Here is a 19,735-nt window from a genome sequence, read left to right as displayed (position 1 = left end):
CTCCATCGCCTGCAGCCACGCGCGGCCCGTTCGCCCGCACCTGGTGGGGCCGCGCGTGGCTGCAGGCGATGGAGGACACCGCGCTCGACCTGCGGCAGCTGAAGAAAGGACGCAGCTACGCCGCGGCCGGACTGGTCGGCCCGATCACGGTCAGCCCGGGCCTGATCACCGCGACCACCGAGGACGCCGACGACGGCCCGTACCGCACCGGCGTGCACCTGGCCGAACTGTCCACAACGGACTGGGAGCTGCTGCTCGACCGCGCCGCCGACCACTCCGGGCACCTCGCCGCGCTGCTGGACCGGCACCTGCCGCCGGAGCTGGCCGAGGTCGTCCCGCTGCTGCCCGGCCTCGGCGACCTCGACCCGGACTGCGACTGCCCCGGCTGGGAACTCCCGTGCCGGCACGCCGCCGCCCTGTCGTTCCAGGTCGCGTGGCTGCTCGACGCCGACCCGTTCCTGCTGCTGCTCGCGAGGGGCCGCACCGAACAGGAAATCCTCGACGAACTCGGCCGCCGCACGGCCACCCGGGTCACCACCGGAGTGCTGGCCGCGGACGCATACGCGCGGGAGGTGCCGCCGTTGCCCGACCTCGCGGAGTTCACGCCCCGCATGCGCTGACCCGCGCTCGCGCGCAGCCGGGGTCTCCGCAGCACTCGGGAGAGATCGGGCGGTATGGCTTTGCTGGCCAGCCTGACCGGCTTCCGGCAGCGGCGGCCGTCCGGTGGTTTGTGCCGGGGGAAACGGAGCGCGGATGTTCGCGGCTCGTGACCGCGGTTCACGGCGTTGCGCATGAGCAAGTCGTCGAGGAGCGACCGCGCCGGTCAGGGCTCGCCGGTCTCTGTGCGGCGCCGGTCCAGCTCCCAGTCGAGGGTGCTGACCTCGGCGTGCGGTTCGATACGAGTTCGGCACCGGGCCAGGCGCCGAGTGTCGCCGCAGCGGAGAGCGCGGTCGCCGCTCACGAACAAACACTGTCGCATCAGACAGGCGAACCCGCGTCCGGCGGGGGCATTCGCGTCTGCTCGCTCAGGAGAACCGCGACCCCGGCGGGCCGTCGGCGGCGGAGACGAGCCCGCGGAGAAGGGCGTCGACGATGCGTACGGGCAAGTCCGGTTCGAGCGGCTCGCGGGTGAGCACGATCCTGAAGTGCAGCGGTGCGACAAGCATCTCCAGCACGAAGCGGGGATCGGTCGCCTCGGGCAGCTCTCCGCGCTTGACCGCCCGCTCGGCGATCTGGCCGGACTGGGCGTAGCGGGCGTCCCAGTACTGGTCTCGCAGCTGCTGGGTGATCGGGTCGTCGCCGGCCGAGGCCAGTGTTCGATCGAGGGCGTTGCCCGCGGGCGAGGTCAGGTACTTCGCGAGCGAGGCGGCGTAGGCGATCAGGTCGCCCCGCAAAGTCCCGCTGTCGGGCACCGGAAGCTGTTCGGCGGCGTCGGCGAGCAGGGCATCGATGACGAGGTTCTCGCGGGTGCCCCACCGCCGGAAGATCGACGTCTCGTTCACCTGCGCGCGCCGCGCCACCTCCGACACTTTCAGGCCCGTCAGGCCTTGGTCCCGCAGGAGCTCGTTGGTCGCCTCGATGACCGCGGCGCGCACTCGGGCCGCCCGTCCACCGGGCCGTCGCCGGACGTCCGAATCGTTCACGGGCACCACTCTAATACAAGTCCGCTTGCTTTAGCGCGCGCCGGCGGCCATACTCCTTGACGCAAGCTGACTTGCTTTAATGGTCCACTCACTGGAGTACTGAGATGCGCATCGAACGGGACATCGAGGTCCCCGCCCGCACCGGCTCGCCGATCCTGGCCGACGTGTTCCTTCCCGACGACCCTGACGGCGACGGCGCGTTTCCCGTGCTGGCGTCGATCAGCCCGTACGGCAAGGACGTGCACTGGCCGGACCGCTATCCGCTCTACGAGCTCGTGCCGCAGAGCGAGCACATGGTCTGGGAGACCCCGGATCCCGAGTGGTGGACGGCCCGCGGCTACGCCGTGCTGCGCGCCGACACCCGGGGCACCGGCAAGTCGCCCGGCCGGATGGACCTGATGAGCCCGAGCGATTCCGAGGACTTCTACGACGTCGTCGAGTGGGCGGCCGGACAGCCGTGGTCCAACGGCAAGGTGGCTTCCAGCGGCATCTCGTGGCTCGCGATGATGGGCTGGCGGGTGGCGGAGCTCCAGCCGCCGCACCTCGCCGCGATCGTGGCCTGGGAAGGCGCAACCGACTTCTACCGCGACTTCATCTACCAGGGCGGCCTGTACGCCCACGGATTCGTCGAGTTCTGGTGGAACCGCCAGATCACCCCTCAACGCAACGGCGACGACGGCGACGGCGACGACTGGCGCGAGGTGCTCCCGCGGCGTCCCGTGCTCGACGACTACCACCAAGCGCACATCGTCGATCTCGACCGGGTCACGGTGCCGGTGCTGTCGGCCGGCAACTGGGGCGCCCTCCATGTGCACCTGCGCGGCAACATCGAAGGCTGGGCCCGCGCGGCGTCGCGGGACAAGTGGCTCGTGGTGCACACCGGCACCCATATCGATCCCTACTACGCCGACTGGGCGCTGGATCTGCAGCTGCGTTTCCTCGACCGTTTCCTCAAGGACCAGCCCGGCCGGATGGACGGCGTGGCCCCGGTGCGGCTGGCGATCCGGCACGGGCGCGAGGTCGAATGGCGAGACGCCGCGGACTTCCCGCTCCCGCAGACGCAATGGCGCGAGCTCCACCTCGGCGACGGAGTACTCGACTGGGACCGGCCCGCGGACGCCGCGACGGTGGCCTACCCTGCCAGCTTCGACACTGCCCCGGTGTCCGAGCCGCTCGAGCTGACCGGTCCGGTCGCGCTGCGCCTGTGGCTCAGCGCCGACCAGGAAGACCTCGACGTCTTCGCGCGGGTGCAGCACATCGGCGCCGACGGCGAGCCGATCCCGGGTGTCGGCCCCCAGGGCGACCCGGTCCCGATGACCATGGGCTGGCTCAAGGCTTCCCACCGCGAGACCGATCCCGAGCGGTCGCTGCCGCACCGGCCGTGGCACACCCACGCCCGCGAAATTCCCCTCGTGCCCGGCGAGCCGACCCTGCTCGAGGTCGAGATCTGGCCCACCAGCATCACCCTCGCGCCGGGCGAGCGGCTGCGCCTCGAATTGGTCACCGGCGACAGCGACCTCGGCTTCATGACCCACGACCATCCCGGTCTCCGCCGCCCGGCGACCGCCGCCGCCATCCACCTCGGCGGCGACCACGCCTCCCACCTGCTCGTCCCCGTCATCCCGCGATAACGCCCGCGCCCAGGGAGCCTTGAAGGAGTCGCCATGCGACAGCTCGTGGACATTTCGGTCCCGCTGCGGGGCGGGATCGCCTCCGACCCGCCCGGCCACCGCCCCTCGATCACCTACGTCGACCATCAGCAGTCAGTCCCGGATCTGCTCCGCTTCTTCCCGGGCGCGACGGCCGCGGACCTGCCCGACGGAGAAGGCTGGGCGATCGAGCGGATCGAGGCCACCACCCACACCGGCACTCATCTCGACGCCCCGTACCACTACGCGTCCACTATGGACGGAGGCAGCCGGGCCATGACGATCGACGAGGTGCCGCTGCACTGGTGCTTCCAAGAGGGAGTCAAACTGGACTTCCGCCACCTGCCCGACGGCCACGTCGCCACCCCCGCCGACATCGACACCGAACTCGACCGGATCGGCCACCGGCTGCGCCCGCTCGACATCGTGGTGGTCAACACCCGGGCCGGCACCCGATACGGCCAGGACGACTACGTCAGCTCCGGCTGCGGAGTCGGCCGCGCGGCCACCCTGCACCTGCTCGAACAAGGGGTGCGGGTGACCGGAACCGACGCCTGGAGCTGGGACGCCCCGTTCCTGTTCACCGCCGAGCGCTACGCCCGCGACCACGACGCCTCCGTCATCTGGGAGGGCCACCGGGCCGGCCGCGAGATCGGCTACTGCCACCTCGAGAAGCTCCACAACCTGGAGAACCTCCCGGCCACCGGATTCCGGATCGCCTGCTTCCCGGTCAAGATCCACGCGGCATCGGCAGGCTGGACCCGCGCGGTGGCGATCTTCGACGAGGAGACGGCATGAGAATCGGTTCCCTGCCCGTCGACGGTGTTCGGCGCTACGGCGTCGTCGACGGCGATCGCATCGATCTGTTCCCCGAGACGGCGGACCTCTTCGAGGTGCTCGTCGCCGGCGAGGCCGCGGCGGCGAGCCAGCGGTCGGCCTGGGACGAAACCGCGTCGATCGGGGTCCCGGTGCCGGTCGCCAGCATCCGCGACTTCATCACCTTCGAACAGCACACGGCAGGTTCGCTCCGCGCGATCACCGGAAACAGCGAGGTCCCGGCCGCCTGGTACGAAGCGCCCGCCTTCTACTTCACCAACCCGCACGCGGCGATCGGCTCCGGAACCGCGGTGCCGATGCCGCCCGGGTGCGAAGTGCTGGATTTCGAGCTCGAGGTCGCGGCCGTGATCGGCAAAGCGGGTTTCAACCTGTCCGTCGCCGAGGCCGCGGACCACATCGCCGGGTTCACCATCCTCAACGACTGGTCGGCCCGCGATCTGCAGAGCCGCGAAATGCGCGTCGGACTCGGACCGGTCAAAGGCAAAGACACCGCCACCACCCTCGGCCCGGTCCTGGTCACCCCGGACGAACTGGCCGACCGCGCGAGCGGCGGCCGGTACGACCTCGCCATGGAGGTTTTCGTCAACGACACCCGCATCGGCGGCGACACTCTCGCGAACATGGCCTGGACCTTCGCCGAGCTGATCGCCTACGCCAGCCGCGGCACCTGGGTCCGGCCCGGCGACGTGCTCGGCTCCGGAACCTGCGGCAGCGGCTGCCTCGCCGAGCTGTGGGGATGGCACTGCGACCGGCAACCGCCGCCGCTGCGCATCGGCGACACCGTCCGCATGACGGTGCAAGGGATCGGCACAGTCCACAACACCGTGGTCGCCGGACCGCCCCTGCACAACGTTCCCCCAGCCCGCCGCGCACGTCGGGGGAGAAGCCCGGCTTGACCACCGCGGGTCACTCGATCCGGTGGACTCGTCTCCGGCGGCTGTGCGGCCTGACCAGCGGCATCGGCGCACCGGGCAGTACGCGGGCGATCATGCTTTCAGCAGGATTTCATAGCTTCTCCGTAGCTTTCCCACTGCGTTCAGTAACGTGCTGACCATTCGACGCGGAGGGGACCCGATTGTGAAGAAAGCCAGGAGGATCGCGCTGATCGGCGCTGTCGTCGCCACGCTCGGCGCGGGATTCGCCAGCGCGGCGCCGGCGTCGGCCGACGGCGCGCACTACTACATCCTGATCGGCGGCACCTGCGACGGGAAAGCGTCGGTCTACCGTCCGGAATGGCTGCAGGGCGGCATCGCGCGCGTCGTGGACTATCCCGCCGGAGCCGCCGGCGCGCCGAACTGCGACCAGACCCCGATGGACCGGAGCGTCGCGATCGGACACGACCGGGGACGCCAGGTCGTCCAGGACGCCTACCGCGAGAACCCGAACGCCGAGTTCACCGTCGTCGGCTACTCCCAGGGAGCGATCGTGGCGAACCTGGTCCTCAACGACATTGCCGACGGCCAGCTCGGCGTCGACAAGGCGAAGTTCAGCGCGAAACTGTTCGCCGACCCGATGCAGCCGCCCGGCCCGGCCGGAACCGGGATCAGCGCGACGCTCCCGCCGGGCACCGGGCTGCCGTCGCCGTTCGGCGGCTACGTCTCGTTCGGCGCGGGCCGCCCGGACTTCAACGGCGTCCGGTCCATCCGCTACTGCATCCAGACCGACGGCATCTGCGACTTCGACCCGATCCAGGCGGCGGGCGGCTACTTCGCCCAGCACTGGTGCTACCAGTGGCCGCGTCCCACCGACCAGCGGTCGATCATGGGGGACACCATCGCGGACGGCGTGTACACCAACACGTCCGTGCGACTGGGCAAACAGGACTGCTGGGGCGGTCCGGTGCATCCCTGACCGCCGCCCGAGCGGGTTTCCCGGCACCCCCAGTGCGGCCGGGAAACCCGCTCGGCCCGCTATGTCCTCATCGCTGCGCGCCGAACCATTGCAACATCCGCATGTCCAGCTCCCGCTGATCCTCGCCGGTCCAGACCACGTGCCCGTCCGGCCGCAGCAGCGCGGCCGGCACATCGAGGTCCTCGCTCACGTCCACGACGCGGTCGACCCGGTCCGCCCAGCCTTCCGCCGATAGCTGCCCGTTCTGGTCCAGCAGCAGCCCGCGGCCCTGGTGCATCAGCTCGTACAGCCGTCCTCGCTTGAGCGCAAGGTCCGGCATCCGCCGTCCGAGCAGCGGGTGCCCGTCGCCGAAGTCGTAGCGGATGTCGAGCGCGAGCACCTTCTCCAGCAGCAGCCGGTTGACCTCCTCGAAGGCCATCAGCTCCGTCATCAGCCGCCGCATCGCGCGCCCGTCCGGATCGGGCGACATCACCACCGCCTGCGCGCGGACGTTGTCCAGCACGGCGTCCGCGACCGGATGCCGCTCGGACTCGTAGGTGTCCAGCAGCCCCTCCGGAGCCCAGCCGTTGACCTCGGCGGCGAGTTTCCAGCCGAGGTTGAACGCGTCCTGGAGGCCGAGGTTGAGCCCCTGCCCGCCCAGCGGCGGGTGGACGTGCGCCGCGTCGCCCGCGAGAAGCACCCGGCCGACGCGGTAGTGCTCGGCCTGCCGGGTCGCGTCCCCGAACCGCGAGAGCCAGCGAGGGGAGTGGACGCCGAAGTCCGTCCCGGCGTACTCGCGCAGCTGGTGTTTGACCTCGTCCAGCGTCGGCGTCCGCGCCTCCCGGTCCTCCACCACGTCGGCCGCGGGCACGACCACGCGGAACATCCCGTCGCGGAGCGGCCCGACCCCGAACCACAGCTGTGTCTTGCGGATTTCCATCACCAGCGCGGTGATTTCGGCGGGATCCGCGGTCGCCTCCATCTCGCCCAGCAGAATCTCGCGCCGCGCGGGCTCGCCCGGGAACGCGACGCCGAGCGCCTTGCGCACCGTGCTCCGCCCGCCGTCGCAGCCGACGAGGTAGCGCGCCCGCAGTTCGCTGCCGTCGGCCAGCGAGACGCTCACCCCGTCGTCGTCCTGGCTCAGCCCGACGACCTCGCACCCGCGCCGGATCTCCGCGCCCGCCTTCACCGCGTGCTCGGCGAGCAGCCGATCGGTGATCGGCTGCGGAAGCCCCAGCACGTACGGATGCGAGGTGTCCAGCCGCTCCGGCGCGGGACGCGGGATCCCCGCGAAGAAACCGCCGACCGGATGCGTCGAGCCCTCGGCAAGGAACGGCTCCAGCATCCCGCGCTGGTCCAGCACCTCCATGCTGCGCGAATGCATCCCCAGCGCGCGCACGAACTTCGGCGGCTCCGCCTCCTTCTCCAGCACGACCACGCGCACCCCGTGCAGCCGCAGCTCCGCCGCCAGCAGCACACCCGCCGGCCCGGCCCCCACCACGATCACGTCCGTCATGAACTTCTCGTCCCCTGTACCGGAGCCGATTCCGCCCGCGGTCTTTCCGCTGGCAGTGGCTCCGGCGGACGATTGTGGAGCACCACCGGGGTCTTGCCGCAAGCCCCGGGGTGCGCTATATGTTGAAGTGGGCAGAGGGAAGTCTCTGCCCATATCCGTCCCCAGTGGACTTTCCTCAGCCCTCCTTGCGGGCCATCAAGTACGCCTGCTGGGTCGCTTCGAAGCTCGGTCCCGGTTCGCGCACCAGACGCGCGTCCACCACGAATCCGGCGTCGGCGAGCAGCTGAGCGATGAAATCCGGGTCGAGCCGGTACGCGTCGGCCGCGATGTCGTGGCCGTAGGCGTTCTCGATGCGCCGGCGCTGGTTCTCGCCCACCTGGAACGCGGTCAGCAGCCAGCCGCCGGGCCGCAGCACCCGCGCGAGTTCCTTGGCCACCACCGGAAGCTCCTCCGGCGGCGTGTGGATCAGCGAGTACCACGCGAGCGCCCCGGCGAGCGAGCCGTCGGCAAGGTCGAGCGCGGCCAGCGAGCCCACCTCGAAGCGCAGCTGCGGATGCGTCCGGCGGGCGACCTCGACCATCGCGGGGGACAGGTCGACGCCGAAGACGTCCAATCCGAGCGACGCGATGTACCCGGTGAGACGGCCGGGGCCGCAACCCAGATCGCCCACCGGCCCCTCGCCGGTCAGCTCCGCGAACGCGCCGAGCATGGTCCGGTCCCACGTGCTCGACTCGAGGAAATCCTTCAGCATGTCCGCGTACGACTCGGCGACGGTGTCGTACGCGGTCCGCGTCTCGGTTACGTAAACAGGTTCGGTCACGGGCAGGGACAGTAGCGCTCGCCGCCGCGCCCTGTCCGGCGAAACACGCGGACTAGACGCGGGCGCGGGCGATGATCGCGGAAGTGTCGGTTCCAGCGGGCAAAGTGCCGAAAGCCAGCCCCCAGTCTCCGCCGAACCGCGTGCCGCAGAACGCGTCCGCCACCGCGCGCGGCGCATGCCGCACGAGCAGCGAACCCTGCAGCACCAACGCCATCGACTCGACCACCCGGCGCGCCCTGAACTCCAGATCGTCCACATCGGACAGATCCTTCTTGAGCCGGTCGACCGCGTCGTCGAGACGCGAGTCCCCGCCCGCCGCGAGTTCCACCTCGGCGAAAAACGCCGCTACGGACTCGGGCTGCCGTCCCATCGCGCGCAACGCGTCGAGCGCGGCCACGTTGCCCGAACCCTCCCAGATCGACATCAGGGGAGCTTCCCGGTACAGCCGCGGCATGCCCGATTCCTCGACATACCCGTTGCCGCCGAAGCATTCCAGCGCCTCGGCCGCGTGCATCGGAGCACGCTTGCAGACCCAGTACTTGGTCACCGCGAGCCCGAGCCGACGGAACGCCTGCTCCTGCTCGTCGGCGCGCCGGTCGCCCGCGGCCGCGAGCCGCATCGACGCCGCCACCGCCGCTTCCGCCTCGATCACCAAGTCCGCCAGCACGTTCGCCATCAACGGCTGGTCCACGAGCGCCTTGCCGAACGCGTACCGGTGCGTCGCGTGATGCACCGCCCGGACCGCGCCCAGCCGCATGCCCGACGAACTGCCGAGCGCGCAGTCGAGCCGGGTGTTGTTGACCATCTCGATGATCGTGCGGACCCCGCGCCCCTCCTCGCCGACGAGCCAGCCCACCGCGTCGTCGTACTCGATCTCCGACGACGCGTTCGACCGGTTGCCGAGCTTGTCCTTCAAACGCTGCAACCGGATCGGGTTCCGGCTGCCGTCCGGAAGCACGCGGGGGAGCAGGAAGCAGGACAGCCCGCCGGGGGCCTGCGCGAGCGTGAGGAACATGTCCGACATCGGCGCGCTGGTGAACCACTTGTGCCCGACCAGCCGGTAGGTGCCGTCGCCCGCCGGCCGCGCCGCGGTGGTGTTCGCGCGAACGTCCGACCCGCCCTGCTTCTCGGTCATCGACATGCCCGCGATCAGGCCGCGTTTCGTGCTCGGCTCGCGCAACCCGAAGTCGTACTCGGTCGACGCCAGCAACGGCTCGTACTTCTCGGTCAGCTCCGGGTTCGCGCGCAACGCCGGAACCGCCGCGTACGTCATCGAAATCGGGCAGGTGTGCCCGGCCTCGGACTGGCTCCACACATAGAACTTCGCCGCCCGCGCCGCATGCGCCCCCGGCCGCTCGTCCCGCCACGGCGCGCCCTGCAGCCCGTGCGACACCGCGACGTTCATCAGGTCGTGCCAATGCGGATGGAACTCGACCTCGTCGATCCGGTGGCCGAAACGGTCGTGCGTGCGCAGCACCGGCTCGTTCTCGTTGACCAGCCGGCTCCACTCCTGCACCTGCTCCCCGCCCGCCAGCCGCCCCAGCTCGTGCAGCTCGTCGACGACCCACGCCGCCTCCGTGCGCCCGACCGCCTCCGCCAGCGCCGGATCGGCGGCGACGTCGTGTTCCAGCGGCGGAACCTGATTGACGACCTCATGCGTTGCGGGCATCCGAACCTCCCAGTGACCGCACGACGAACGTGCTCAACTCGCTGACTTCCGCCGACCCGCCGCTGGTCAGCGGGCCGATCAACACTTCTGCCGCGGCACCGACCAGCGCCGCCGCGCTCACCGCCGCGTCCTGCGCCGGCAACACGCCCGTCCGCACGCCTTCGGCGACATGCTCGGCCACCACGTCCCGGAACACCCGCCGGAACTCGAGCCGCTCCGCGTCGATCACCGCGTCCACCGGCTCGGCCAGCAGGGCGTACGCCAGCCGCGGCGCCTTCAACGCCCGCACCGCGAACGTCTCGAACACCGCCACGACCCGCGCGACCGGATCAACCGGCCCGGCCGCCGCGGAACGCACCGCCTCGACCTCGCGCGAGACGACCTGCCGGAAGACGCGCACGACCAGGTCGGCCTTGGTGGGGAAGTGCCGGTACACGGTGCCGACCGCGACGCCAGCCCGCTCAGCGACGGCGGCTACCGAGCAACCGGAGTACCCGTGCTCGGCCAGCTGCTGCACGGTGGCGTCCAGGATGGCGTCCCGGAGCGCGTCGAGCCGCTCCTGGACTTTGGGCGTTCTGCGGTAGGCCACGCCAAGAAGTGAACCACCGATTCACAACTTGAGTCAACGGTCGCTTCTCTAATCGGCTTGCCAGGCCCTGGACACTTTCCTTTGACCGCATCCGACGAATACTTCGCAGCCCAGGGGGCCCCTGCCGTGCCCGAAACTCCCAGAACGCGGCTGGCTCGGGGACTCGTGCCCCTGACCGGCTTCGCGTTCCTCACCGCAGCACTCGACGTCTTCGCGGGAAACCAGCTTCAGGCGCACGATCCGGCGACGGTCGCGGCCATCTCGTTCACGCTCGCCGCCGTGTTCTTCCTCGGCGGCGACCTGATCAGGCGCGGCCCGGCGGCGGCACTGCGGCCGCTGCGGGACCACCGCTACGACGTGCTCATGATCAACGTGACGACTGCCGTGACATGGCTGTCGATGCTGTACGCACTGAAGTTCCTCGAACCGGCGATCGTGAACGTCGTAGGGCTCGCGCTCGGCCCGCTGCTGACCGTGCTGGTCGGCCCCGTGCTGCGGCCCGGGACGAAGGTGCTGCGCACCGAGGTCGTCGTGTCGCTGTTCATCGGCGTGATGATCGCGATGCTGGTCTGGGGATCGTTCACCGGGCACAGCGCGGTGGGCGAACGGTCCACTGCGGACACCGCGATCGGCATCGCGCTCACCCTGCTCACCGGGCTGGGCTCGGTGACAAACGTGATCTACTCCAAACGGCTCAGCGAGGCAGGCCTGAAACCGCGATCGGTGCTGGCGGTGCGGTTCTTCCTGATGCTGGCCGTGACCTGGACGCTGGTCGCGCTCAACGACCATCCGGACGTGGCGACGGCATTCCTCCCGTCGCTGATGATCGCGGTCGTGGGCGTCGCGGTGCCGCTGTACCTGCTGCAGGTCGGCATCAAGCACACCGAGCCGATCACCGCGTCGGTCCTGCTCACGCTCTCGCCGCTGTTCGCGTTCTTCCTGCAGCTGCCCGACCAGCGGCTCACGCCGTCGGTGCTCACCTTCGCAGGCGTCGTGGGGATCGTCGCGCTCGTCGCGATCAGCACGGTGGCGCGGACCAAGCACGACGCGAAGGCCGCGGCCCACACCTCGGAGGCAGCGGGGACCAGCGCATAATCGCTTGCCGCACCAGCCCTGCCGCCGGGACCATGCCCGGCATGCACTTCTCGATCAACATCCCGAACTTCGGCGATTTCGCCGACGCCCGGACCGTGGCGAGAGTGGCGGCAGCGGCCGAACAAGAAGGCTGGGACGCACTGTTCCTCTGGGACCACGTGGTCCACAACAAGAAAGCCCGCCGCGGCCAGCCGTTCGGCGATCCCTGGATGCTGCTGACCGCCGCCGCGCTCGCGACCTCCACCCTCAAGATCGGCACGCTCGTCACCGCGGTGCCCCGACGCCGCCCCGAACACCTCGCCCGCCAGGTCGCCACCCTCGACGCCCTCAGCGGCGGACGGGTCATCTTCGGCGCGGGACTCGGCGGACCCATCCAGGACGAATTCGGCAGCTTCGGCGAACCCACCGACCCGGTCGTCCTCGCCGAGCACCTCGACGAAAGCCTCGGCCTCCTCGACCGATACTGGTCCGGAAACCCCGTCGACCACGACGGCAAGCACTACCAAGTCCGCGACGTCACCCTCCTGCCCGCCACCGTCCAGCAACCGCGCCCGCCCGTCTGGCTGGCCGCCGTCTGGCCCAACCACCGACCGGTCCGCCGCGCCGCGCGCTGGGACGGCATCGCGCCGCTGTTCAAAAACGCCACGCACGGCGTCGTCCCGGCAGCCGAAGACGTCCGCGATGTCGTGTCCTACGCCCGAAAACACGGCGCGGGGGAGAAGTTCGAATTCGTCGTCGGCGGCCGCACCCCAGGCGACCCGGCCCGCGCCCGCGACCTGATCGCCCCGCTCGCCGAAGCCGGCGCGACCTGGTGGGACGAACGGCAGCTGATCACCACCAGCGACCTCGACCGCCTCGAACCCACCCTCCGCCGCATCAGCCAAGGCCCGCCAAGGGGAGTGGACTAGACCTCGACCACCAGCACCCGGCTCAACCGCTCCGCCAACGGCCGCACAGACTCGGCGGAGAGATCGTCACGGAGACCGGCGGCCGGGAGGAAACGCACCGTCGTCCCGGTAGTGCCGTCGGCCGGCACCGCGACCAGCTCGTCAGCCGGAACGCCGTGGTGATACCGCTGCGTCCACGCACCCTCTGCGCGGCGATTCGTGTGCACCAGCCACTCGCTCAACGCCGCGACGACGGACATCCCGTACCGCGGATGTCCGTCAGGGAGGGGAGTGGCGGGCGGAGAATCGAAGTACCGGAAGTCTTTCGTCGCCATGACCGGTTTCCGCACCGGCCGCCCGTCGTCGCCGACCGCCATCTGCGTCCCGCGACCGTCGTCCGAGACAGACACCGAACCATCCGGGTGAAATTCGACGACCGCCCGGCCCGAGCCACGATCCTCAGCCTCGTCCGCGGCGTAGGCGAGCACCTCGAGAAGCAAATGACACATTCCGGTCGGCGCGTACCGATCCGGGTTCTCCCGGATCGACCGCAGATGCTCCGGATCGTGATCACGGGACCAGTCGTGCGTCGTCGGCGCAGGCAGCGGCATCCACCCATCCTGCCACCGATTCTTGACCTGGTCCGCGCTCCAGCACCTACCTTCGCCGCCATGACCACAACGCTCATCACCGGTGCCACCAAAGGACTCGGCTACGAAACCGCCCGCCGCCTGGTTGCCGCCGGACACACCGTCTACCTCGGCGCGCGCGACGCCGCCCGAGGCCAACGAGCCGCGGAAGAACTCGGCGCGCGAACCGTTCAGCTCGACGTCACCGACGAAGCATCAGTCCTCGCCGCAGCGAAAACCGTCGAGGCTGACGGGGGACTGGACGTCCTCGTCAACAACGCAGGCATCGCCGTCGAACTGGGGAGCGACGGAGAGCCGATCGGCGCATCGGAGGTGACTGCCGACCTGATGCGAGAAACGTTCGAGACCAACGTCTTCGGCGTCGTCCGAGTGCTCCATGCGTTTCTGCCGCTCCTGCGACGGTCATCCGTGCCGGTCGTGGTGAACGTCAGCAGCGCGCTGGGTTCGCTGGGCAGAATGACCGACCAGGCGACGCATCAGCACGCGTACCGCGGCGTGGCGTACCCGGCGTCGAAAGCCGCGGTGAACATGGTGACTGTCCAGTACGCGAAGGCGTTCCCGGAGATCCGGATCAACGCCGTCGAACCTGGCTACACGAACACGGACATCAACGGACGCCGCGGCGGACAGTCCGTTGAGCAAGGCGCGGAGATCATCGTCCGGATGGCCCAGGTGGCCGCCGACGGACCGACCGGCACCTACGTGGACATCGACGGCCCGCTGGCGTGGTGAGGGGTTCCGCGGCCGGGGCAGCACGTCAAGCCGCTTACTTGACATAATGTACATTATCGGCGTTTTGCTGACCTGCTGATCAAGGGTCTGAGGAGGGGTTTTCCAGAGATTCCGACGCGGTCGCAGGACTTGTCTGTGCACGTGTCGGCGTGCGAACTCGGCAGCCGCTGGCTCAGTTGGCATCAGCTGACGTCTCTCGTCGTACGTAGATCCGTGGCCAGGTTTCCAGGGGCTCCAGGGTTCAGGACGTGGCGAACGGCCTGGGATCCCCGACGAGATGCGCTGGGTCAGTCGTGCTTAATTCGTCACCGTGACGAATTAAGCACGACTGACCGGACGTTGAGGTTGGAGCACAACAACTTTCTCCAACGCGTTGAGACCGACTCAGGCAGTCTGAAGTTCCACTCGGCTGGATGAACGCGCCGCAGGTTCGATCCAGCGCCAGACCTGTTCGCTGTGCCGGAGCAAGCCTGAGCGCCGACTTTTCACGGCACACAGGGAGCATCCGGCGGCGAATGGGTCAATCGGAAAGCGCTGTCCCCCAAGGGGATCCAGCCCCTTCTCAAGCCTGGTCGAACCCCTCCTGCGGCCATGTTTCATGCATAATCGCTATTATGCATCATATATCAGACAACGGCTAGCGTCGAAATTGTCGGTGCTGTGCGGTACAAGATCACTATGCTCGTTTCCGAGGCACAGCAAGCGTTCTTCGCGGCACGGCGGCCGCGCAAGGACTCGCCGCACACCACTGCCGCCTATCGGCGCGACCTCGCCGGGATCACCGCTCTCCTGCTGGCTGAGCTGGGTCGCGACGAGGCGGACGTCGAAGAGCTGACAGCGCCGGTGCTGCGGGCCGCCTTCGGCGCGTTCGCCGACAACCACGCGAAAAGCTCGGTGTTGCGGGCTTGGTCGACGTGGAACCAGTTCCTGACGTTCTGCGTGTCCGACGGGATGCTCCCGGGCAATCCGATGGGCGCGGTCGCCCGGCCCAAGACTCCCCCGCTCACGCCGAAACCCTTGCGGGGCGAGGAAACTCCCGAGCAACTGCTCACCGCGGCGGCCGACGGCGCCCGGCGTGCGCGGGATCCGTGGCCGGAACGGGATGTGCTGGTCCTGGCGCTCGGTTTGGTCGCGGGCCTGCGGGCGGCGGAAATGCGTGCGCTCGCCCCGCGTTCGGTGGTCGGACGGGACGGTGAGCTGCGGTTGCACGTCCACGGCAAGGGCAGCCGGGACCGGTCGATCCCGGTGCAGCCGGCGATGGCGAAGCTGATCGAGGACTACCAGGCTTCGTGCCGTCGGCGCTTTCCCCGGCTGCGTTTTCCGGCGGGCGAACCGTTGCTGCGGGACCGGGCGGGCAATCCGATCGGCCGCGGCGCGCTGGAGTATCTGGTGAAGTCGTGTTACCGGTGGGCGGGGCTGCACGACCGTGTGCCGACGGGCGCGAATCTCCATGCGTTGCGGCATACGTTCGCCACGCGGTTGGCTGAGGACGGTGCCACGGCGTCGGAGATCATGTCCTTGCTGGGGCATGCGAGCCTGGCGACGAGTCAGAACTACATCGAGGCGACCGGCCGCGAACAGCGGGCCGCCGCGGCGAGCAACCGGACCTATCGGGCGCTTGACGGGCTGGCTCGGGACGAGGGTTCTCGAGAGGGCACTGCGCGGGAGGCCGATGTGATTGCATGAGCGGGTGACTGACGAACCTTCGCGCGTCGTGCGCGCCAGCCGTGAGATCGAGGCCCCGGCGGAGCGGATTTTCGAGCTGATCGCCGATCCGGCGCGGCAGCCCGGCTGGGACGGCAACGACAATCTGGCCGAGTCCGAGCCGGGTCAGCGCGTCCATGCGGTCGGCGACGTGTTCACGACGACTCTCACGAACGGCTGGGTGCGGGAGAATCACATCGTGGAGTTCGAGGAAGCGCGCCGGATGGCGTGGCGGCCTTCGGAGCAGGGTAAGCGACCGCCGGGACATTTGTGGCGCTGGGAACTGAACCCGGTCGGCGAGACGCGCACGGCGGTGACGCACACCTACGACTGGTCCGACCTGGATCCCGACGACACGATGCGGAACGCCCGGGCGCGGTCCATGACGGCGGACAAGCTGGCGGCGTCGCTGGAAAATTTGGCCAAGGCGGCCGAACTTCCGCAGTCGTAGGCGAGGTTCGCCCGGTCCTTGTCGGGTGTGGCGTCCTGCCGCGGATGGGTCCAGGTGCGGAGATCGGCAGCCTCTCCCCTGCGCCTGACACGCCGGAAGCGGAAGAGCAGGTCCGTCGGGTGCGCAGGAAACCAGCGCACCCGACGGGCGGCGTACTTGCGCGGTGATCGGACCCGCGTTCGCTCCCGGCGCCGACGCCTCTCCCCCGGCGATTCGAGCCCTCGGCAGCACCCGCGCGCCGGAGCTTCAGACAGCCGCAGTACTCCGGGGAAAGTCCTTCCGCTTGATCTTCGCCCGCCGTCCGTCCGGGTGGTGGAACACGATGCCCTCCGCGAGGTGGCCCGGCGAGAACTTGCTGTCCAAAGTGGTCAGGAACTCGCGCAGGTCCTGGTAGCTGCGCGGGACTTCCTGCACCGTGGGCGCTTGGAAGTCGAACGGGACGCAGAGGTGGTCCGGCAAGGCCAGCGGGTTGCCCTGGATGCGCGGCCCGAGCGCTTCGCACGGGTGCTCTCCGTCCGCCCATTCCGACACGTCGGTGTTTCCGGCGGCGGCGAGGATCCACTTGTCGTCGGCGGACGATTCGTCGGTGTCGACGTACCAGCCGTCCACGATTCCTTGCTGTTTCTGGGCTTTGTTCGGGTTTCGGCGTTTCTCGACGCGGACCAGGCGGCCGGAGCGGACGGTCAGGCGGACGTTGGTGCCGTCGAGTTTCTCGGTCCCCACTCCGGCGCCGTCGAAGACCCACGCGCATTCCGCGCGGGGCCGGTCGACGACCTGGAAGCGCTCGTCGCGTTCGAAGAGCGTGGGGATCTTCTCCATGACTTGTTTCCCTCTCCTGACGTGCCCCAGTAATTCCTCGTGGCTGACGACGCCCTCGGCCAGTCCGCTCGCCAGCGACCGGACGAGGTCCGCCACGGACACGTCCGCTTCGACCGCGACGTGCTTCAGCGCCTTCTTCTCCTCCGGGGAGATCCAGGCGACCAGCCGCGACCAGCCTTCCGGGGGCGTCCAGCGCGCCGGGGTCGCGGGGTTTTTGCGGGGCCGGCCTCGCCCTCGGGGTTCGTCCATGGCGGGAACAGTAGAGCCGCCCGACTGCTTGTGTCAATTGGCATAACAGAAAATAGTCAGCAGGTCGGACCGCACTATTCAGGGAGCAGGAGGAGGCTCAGCGGAGCTGTTCGAGGTCCTTCGCCGCGGTCGCGATCTCCTCGGCGAGCTGACGCAGTTCGCTCGCGGACGCGCCGTCCTGGGCGGCGGTCACGATGTCTTCCGCCGCGCAGCGGAGCTGGAAGAGCCGGTCCTGCAGGGCGGCGATCTCGGTGTCGGACAGCACGACGGCGTCCTCGGGCAGGCCGCTGCGCTGCAGGGCGGTGCGGCGTTCGTAGGCGCGCTGGCGGCAGGACTGCCCGCAGTAGCGGCGGCGGCGTCCGACGTTGCCCGCTTCGGGCAGGCGGCGGCCGCACCAGCCGCAGTGTTTCGGGGCGTTCGAGCGACGCGGCACGACGCGTTCGTCGCCGGTCAGAGCGGTTTCGGCCAGTTCCCTCACCCGCCGGACTCTAGCTGTCCATCACGTTCACACGACGGGGCCACACCGATGGCGCAGACTGGAAGCATGCGTCCACCGTTTCCGTACCTCGCCGGCTCGCTCCCCCGCGCCTTCGCCCACCGCGGCTGGCACATCGGCGACCTGGAGGGGCTGGAGAACTCGTTGCCGGCGTTCCAGCGCGCGGTCGCCGAGGGGTACCGCTATCTCGAAACCGACGTGCACGCCACGTCGGACGGCGTGGTCGTGGTCCATCACGACGGGACGCTCGATCGCACGACCGACGGGCGCGGCGCGATCGCGACCCAGACCTGGGCGCAGCTCAAGGACGTGAAGATCGACGGCCGGGCGCCGTTGTCGCGGCTGGAGGATCTGCTCGAGGAATTGCCGGAGGCGTTTTTCAACATCGACGTGAAGGCCGACAGCGCGGTGGTGCCGTTCGTGCGGACGCTGCAGCGGACCGGGGCGATCGACCGGGTCGCCGCGGCGTCCTTTTCGGACTCCCGGCTCTCTCGGCTGCGCCGGTTGGCGGGGCCGAAGCTGCTGACCGCGATGGGGCCGCGGTCGGTGTTCCTGTTGTGGACGAACGGCTGGGCTCCGCTGCTGCAGTTCAGCCGGTTCTCGGCGGGCTGGCTCGCGCAGGTCCCGGTGCGGCAGGGGCCGTTGAAGGTGGTCGACGAGGCGTTCGTGAAGTCCGCGGTGCGGCGCGGGTTCGAGGTGCACACGTGGACGATCGACGAGGCGGACGAGATGCGGACGCTGCTGGACCTCGGTGTGCACGGGATCGTCACGGACCGGCCGGATCTGCTGCGCGAGGTGCTTCAGGAGCGGGGTGCGTGGAAGTAGCGGACTGAACCTGACCGCTGCTGAAGGCAGGATCGACGGCGTGCCGAAGACTTCCGCGCGGCTGTTGTCGCTGCTCTCGTTGCTTCAGGCTCGGCGGGATTGGCCGGGCGCGCTGCTGGCGGAGCGGCTTGAGGTCAGTCCGCGCACGGTGCGTCGCGACGTGGACCGGCTGCGGGAGTTGGGTTATCCGATCGTCACGACGAAGGGGCCGGATGGCGGTTATCGGCTCGACGCCGGTGCGCAGCTCCCGCCGCTGCTGTTCGATGACGATCAAGCCGTCGCGCTCGCCATCGCGTTGCAGGCCCTGACCGGGGCTGGTGTCGAGGAGGCGGCCAAGCGGGCATTGCAGACCGTGCGGCAGGTGATGCCCTCGCGGCTGCGGCATCGCGTCGATGCCTTGAGCTTCACCGCTGTCGAACACCCCGCGCCGAGTGCGGATCCGCAAACTCTCGTCGCGTTGAGCGCCGCCGTCCGCGCCCGCGAGGTGCTGCGGTTCGACTACGCGCCAACGGATACGCCTCCTCGCCGCGTCGAGCCGCATCATCTCGTCACGTGGGGCCAGCGGTGGTATCTGGTCGCGTGGGATCTCGACCGCGAGGACTGGCGGATCTTCCGCGCGGACCGGATCACGCCGCGCACGCCCACCGGGCCGCGGTTCGCCGAGCGCGGGCTGGGCGACGTCGCCGCGTTCGTGGCCGCCAAGTTCCGCGGGACGGATCTGTCCGGCGAATGGCCTTGCCGCGGCGAGGTGATCATGCGTCTCCCGGCGACCGAAGCGGCGAGCTACCTGGCCGACGGCGTCATCGAGGCGCTCGGGCCGGACCGGTGCCGGGTCAGTCTCGGTGCTTGGTCGTGGCGTGGGCTGGCCGCCTCGTTCGGCCGGGTCGACGCCGATCTCGAAGTCGTCGGCCCGGCCGAACTGACCGAAGCGTTCCGGCAGCTCGCCGCCCGCTACGCCGAAGCGGGGCAGGTCAGCGCGGAGCCTTGCCTTCCCACGCTGCCTTCCACGTCTTCGGACCCAGCCGGCCCGAATCGTTGATGCCGTTGGCGCGCTGGAGGTCCAGGACCGCGGTGCGGGTCTTGTCGTAGTAGCAGCCGGTGCCGCTGAAGCCGTAGCCGAAGGCGTTCATCCGCAGCTGGAACGTGCGCAGCGCGGGCGCGCAGTCGCCGTAGGCGTAGACGAGGCCGGGCCAGGCGGGTGTCGCGCCGGGCGGTCCCGGCGGCGGGGTGGGCTGCGGCTTGGGCGCGGGCGGGGTCGGCAGTCCGCCGCCGCA

The 19,735-nt window shown here is 69.8% G+C and carries 21 protein-coding genes; 12 read left to right on the top strand and 9 right to left on the bottom strand.

Going from position 1 to position 19,735, the window contains the following annotated elements:
* The coding region (locus D0D37_RS40720; protein WP_116205908.1) for an SWIM zinc finger family protein at window positions 1-620 on the top strand (620 nt) is incomplete at its 5' end.
* 405 nt (window positions 621-1,025) lie between these two features.
* Here the strand turns inward: D0D37_RS40720 and D0D37_RS40715 are convergent.
* Entirely contained in the window at window positions 1,026-1,643 is a 618-nt protein-coding gene (locus D0D37_RS40715; RefSeq protein ID WP_116205907.1) for a TetR-like C-terminal domain-containing protein, read from the bottom strand.
* A 104-nt stretch (window positions 1,644-1,747) separates the two neighbouring features.
* Here D0D37_RS40715 and D0D37_RS40710 point away from each other — a divergent pair, with 104 nt between their 5' ends.
* The 4 genes from D0D37_RS40710 to D0D37_RS40695 all read left to right on the top strand — a co-directional run bounded on the left by D0D37_RS40710 (window position 1,748) and on the right by D0D37_RS40695 (window position 5,980).
* Window positions 1,748-3,274, top strand: a complete 1,527-nt coding sequence (locus D0D37_RS40710) for a CocE/NonD family hydrolase (protein WP_116205903.1) — start codon at window positions 1,748-1,750, stop codon at window positions 3,272-3,274.
* A 33-nt stretch (window positions 3,275-3,307) separates the two neighbouring features.
* Window positions 3,308-4,090, top strand: coding sequence for a cyclase family protein (locus tag D0D37_RS40705; RefSeq protein ID WP_116205902.1), 783 nt, complete (start codon window positions 3,308-3,310; stop codon window positions 4,088-4,090).
* Window positions 4,087-5,025 carry a fumarylacetoacetate hydrolase family protein gene (locus D0D37_RS40700; protein ID WP_116205901.1) on the top strand — a complete coding sequence of 313 codons (939 nt, stop codon included), beginning with the start codon at window positions 4,087-4,089 and terminating at the stop codon, window positions 5,023-5,025. The genes D0D37_RS40705 and D0D37_RS40700 overlap by 4 nt, the downstream gene beginning before the upstream one ends.
* 181 nt (window positions 5,026-5,206) lie before the next feature.
* Window positions 5,207-5,980, top strand: coding sequence for a PE-PPE domain-containing protein (locus D0D37_RS40695; RefSeq protein ID WP_244223846.1), 774 nt, complete (start codon window positions 5,207-5,209; stop codon window positions 5,978-5,980).
* Window positions 5,981-6,047: 67 nt separating this feature from the next.
* On the opposite strand, the gene rox is transcribed toward D0D37_RS40695, so the two are convergent.
* The 4 genes from rox to D0D37_RS40675 all read right to left on the bottom strand — a co-directional run bounded on the left by rox (window position 6,048) and on the right by D0D37_RS40675 (window position 10,553).
* Entirely contained in the window at window positions 6,048-7,475 is a 1,428-nt protein-coding gene (rox, locus tag D0D37_RS40690; protein WP_116205900.1) for a rifampin monooxygenase, read from the bottom strand.
* Window positions 7,476-7,650: 175 nt separating this feature from the next.
* Window positions 7,651-8,295 (bottom strand): class I SAM-dependent DNA methyltransferase, encoded by a 645-nt coding sequence (locus D0D37_RS40685; protein WP_116205899.1) that lies wholly within the window; start codon window positions 8,293-8,295, stop codon window positions 7,651-7,653.
* Between the two features lie 52 nt (window positions 8,296-8,347).
* Entirely contained in the window at window positions 8,348-9,964 is a 1,617-nt protein-coding gene (locus D0D37_RS40680; RefSeq protein WP_116205898.1) for an acyl-CoA dehydrogenase family protein, read from the bottom strand.
* Window positions 9,948-10,553, bottom strand: coding sequence for a TetR/AcrR family transcriptional regulator (locus D0D37_RS40675; RefSeq protein ID WP_116205897.1), 606 nt, complete (start codon window positions 10,551-10,553; stop codon window positions 9,948-9,950). Before D0D37_RS40675 ends, D0D37_RS40680 begins: the two co-directional genes overlap by 17 nt.
* A 126-nt stretch (window positions 10,554-10,679) precedes the next feature.
* Between D0D37_RS40675 and D0D37_RS40670 the strand changes: the two genes are divergently transcribed.
* Window positions 10,680-11,648: a DMT family transporter gene (locus D0D37_RS40670; protein WP_162834724.1), complete on the top strand. Its 969-nt coding sequence runs from the start codon at window positions 10,680-10,682 to the stop codon at window positions 11,646-11,648.
* A gap of 41 nt (window positions 11,649-11,689) precedes the next feature.
* Window positions 11,690-12,556 (top strand): LLM class flavin-dependent oxidoreductase, encoded by an 867-nt coding sequence (locus D0D37_RS40665; RefSeq protein WP_116205895.1) that lies wholly within the window; start codon window positions 11,690-11,692, stop codon window positions 12,554-12,556.
* On the opposite strand, the gene D0D37_RS40660 is transcribed toward D0D37_RS40665, so the two are convergent.
* A complete protein-coding gene (locus D0D37_RS40660) occupies window positions 12,553-13,146 on the bottom strand; it encodes a hypothetical protein (RefSeq protein ID WP_208720481.1) in 594 nt (197 codons plus the stop codon). The genes D0D37_RS40665 and D0D37_RS40660 overlap by 4 nt on opposite strands.
* Window positions 13,147-13,206: 60 nt before the next feature.
* Between D0D37_RS40660 and D0D37_RS40655 the strand changes: the two genes are divergently transcribed.
* The 3 genes from D0D37_RS40655 to D0D37_RS40645 all read left to right on the top strand — a co-directional run bounded on the left by D0D37_RS40655 (window position 13,207) and on the right by D0D37_RS40645 (window position 16,072).
* Complete coding sequence (locus tag D0D37_RS40655) at window positions 13,207-13,917, top strand: SDR family NAD(P)-dependent oxidoreductase (protein ID WP_116205904.1); 711 nt, start codon at window positions 13,207-13,209, stop codon at window positions 13,915-13,917.
* Between the two features lie 660 nt (window positions 13,918-14,577).
* Window positions 14,578-15,603, top strand: coding sequence for a tyrosine-type recombinase/integrase (locus D0D37_RS40650; RefSeq protein WP_116205894.1), 1,026 nt, complete (start codon window positions 14,578-14,580; stop codon window positions 15,601-15,603).
* Between the two features lie 4 nt (window positions 15,604-15,607).
* Window positions 15,608-16,072 carry an SRPBCC family protein gene (locus D0D37_RS40645; RefSeq protein WP_208720479.1) on the top strand — a complete coding sequence of 155 codons (465 nt, stop codon included), beginning with the start codon at window positions 15,608-15,610 and terminating at the stop codon, window positions 16,070-16,072.
* Window positions 16,073-16,318: 246 nt separating this feature from the next.
* Here the strand turns inward: D0D37_RS40645 and D0D37_RS40640 are convergent, their stop codons facing one another.
* Together D0D37_RS40640 and D0D37_RS40635 are read right to left on the bottom strand one after the other, a co-directional pair.
* Window positions 16,319-17,140 carry a DNA ligase-like domain-containing protein gene (locus D0D37_RS40640; RefSeq protein ID WP_116205892.1) on the bottom strand — a complete coding sequence of 274 codons (822 nt, stop codon included), beginning with the start codon at window positions 17,138-17,140 and terminating at the stop codon, window positions 16,319-16,321.
* Between the two features lie 97 nt (window positions 17,141-17,237).
* Window positions 17,238-17,618 carry a hypothetical protein gene (locus D0D37_RS40635; RefSeq protein ID WP_116205891.1) on the bottom strand — a complete coding sequence of 127 codons (381 nt, stop codon included), beginning with the start codon at window positions 17,616-17,618 and terminating at the stop codon, window positions 17,238-17,240.
* A 66-nt stretch (window positions 17,619-17,684) separates the two neighbouring features.
* Between D0D37_RS40635 and D0D37_RS40630 the strand changes: the two genes are divergently transcribed.
* Together D0D37_RS40630 and D0D37_RS40625 are read left to right on the top strand one after the other, a co-directional pair.
* A complete protein-coding gene (locus tag D0D37_RS40630; protein WP_116205890.1) occupies window positions 17,685-18,461 on the top strand; it encodes a glycerophosphodiester phosphodiesterase family protein in 777 nt (258 codons plus the stop codon).
* A 40-nt stretch (window positions 18,462-18,501) separates the two neighbouring features.
* Window positions 18,502-19,500, top strand: a complete 999-nt coding sequence (locus D0D37_RS40625; RefSeq protein ID WP_116205889.1) for a helix-turn-helix transcriptional regulator — start codon at window positions 18,502-18,504, stop codon at window positions 19,498-19,500.
* Here the strand turns inward: D0D37_RS40625 and D0D37_RS40620 are convergent.
* Window positions 19,433-19,735 (bottom strand): peptidoglycan-binding domain-containing protein (locus D0D37_RS40620; protein ID WP_162834723.1); only part of this gene is annotated, 303 nt, incomplete at its 5' end. The genes D0D37_RS40625 and D0D37_RS40620 overlap by 68 nt on opposite strands.

It is taken from the genome of Amycolatopsis circi (assembly GCF_003385235.1).
In the GTDB taxonomy this organism is placed as follows: domain Bacteria; phylum Actinomycetota; class Actinomycetes; order Mycobacteriales; family Pseudonocardiaceae; genus Amycolatopsis; species Amycolatopsis circi.
This window is presented reverse-complemented; position numbering and strand designations above follow the sequence as displayed.

Excerpts from the sequence above, each read along its gene's own strand:
- D0D37_RS40710 (WP_116205903.1), top strand. The coding sequence starts at position 1,748 with ATGCGCATCGAACGGGACATCGAGGTCCCCGCCCGCACCGGCTCGCCG.
- D0D37_RS40705 (WP_116205902.1), top strand. The coding sequence starts at position 3,308 with ATGCGACAGCTCGTGGACATTTCGGTCCCGCTGCGGGGCGGGATCGCC.
- D0D37_RS40700 (WP_116205901.1), top strand. The coding sequence starts at position 4,087 with ATGAGAATCGGTTCCCTGCCCGTCGACGGTGTTCGGCGCTACGGCGTC.
- rox (WP_116205900.1), bottom strand. The coding sequence starts at position 7,475 with ATGACGGACGTGATCGTGGTGGGGGCCGGGCCGGCGGGTGTGCTGCTG.
- D0D37_RS40680 (WP_116205898.1), bottom strand. The coding sequence starts at position 9,964 with ATGCCCGCAACGCATGAGGTCGTCAATCAGGTTCCGCCGCTGGAACAC.
- D0D37_RS40665 (WP_116205895.1), top strand. The coding sequence starts at position 11,690 with ATGCACTTCTCGATCAACATCCCGAACTTCGGCGATTTCGCCGACGCC.
- D0D37_RS40660 (WP_208720481.1), bottom strand. The coding sequence starts at position 13,146 with ATGCCGCTGCCTGCGCCGACGACGCACGACTGGTCCCGTGATCACGAT.
- D0D37_RS40655 (WP_116205904.1), top strand. The coding sequence starts at position 13,207 with ATGACCACAACGCTCATCACCGGTGCCACCAAAGGACTCGGCTACGAA.
- D0D37_RS40640 (WP_116205892.1), bottom strand. The coding sequence starts at position 17,140 with ATGGACGAACCCCGAGGGCGAGGCCGGCCCCGCAAAAACCCCGCGACC.
- D0D37_RS40630 (WP_116205890.1), top strand. The coding sequence starts at position 17,685 with ATGCGTCCACCGTTTCCGTACCTCGCCGGCTCGCTCCCCCGCGCCTTC.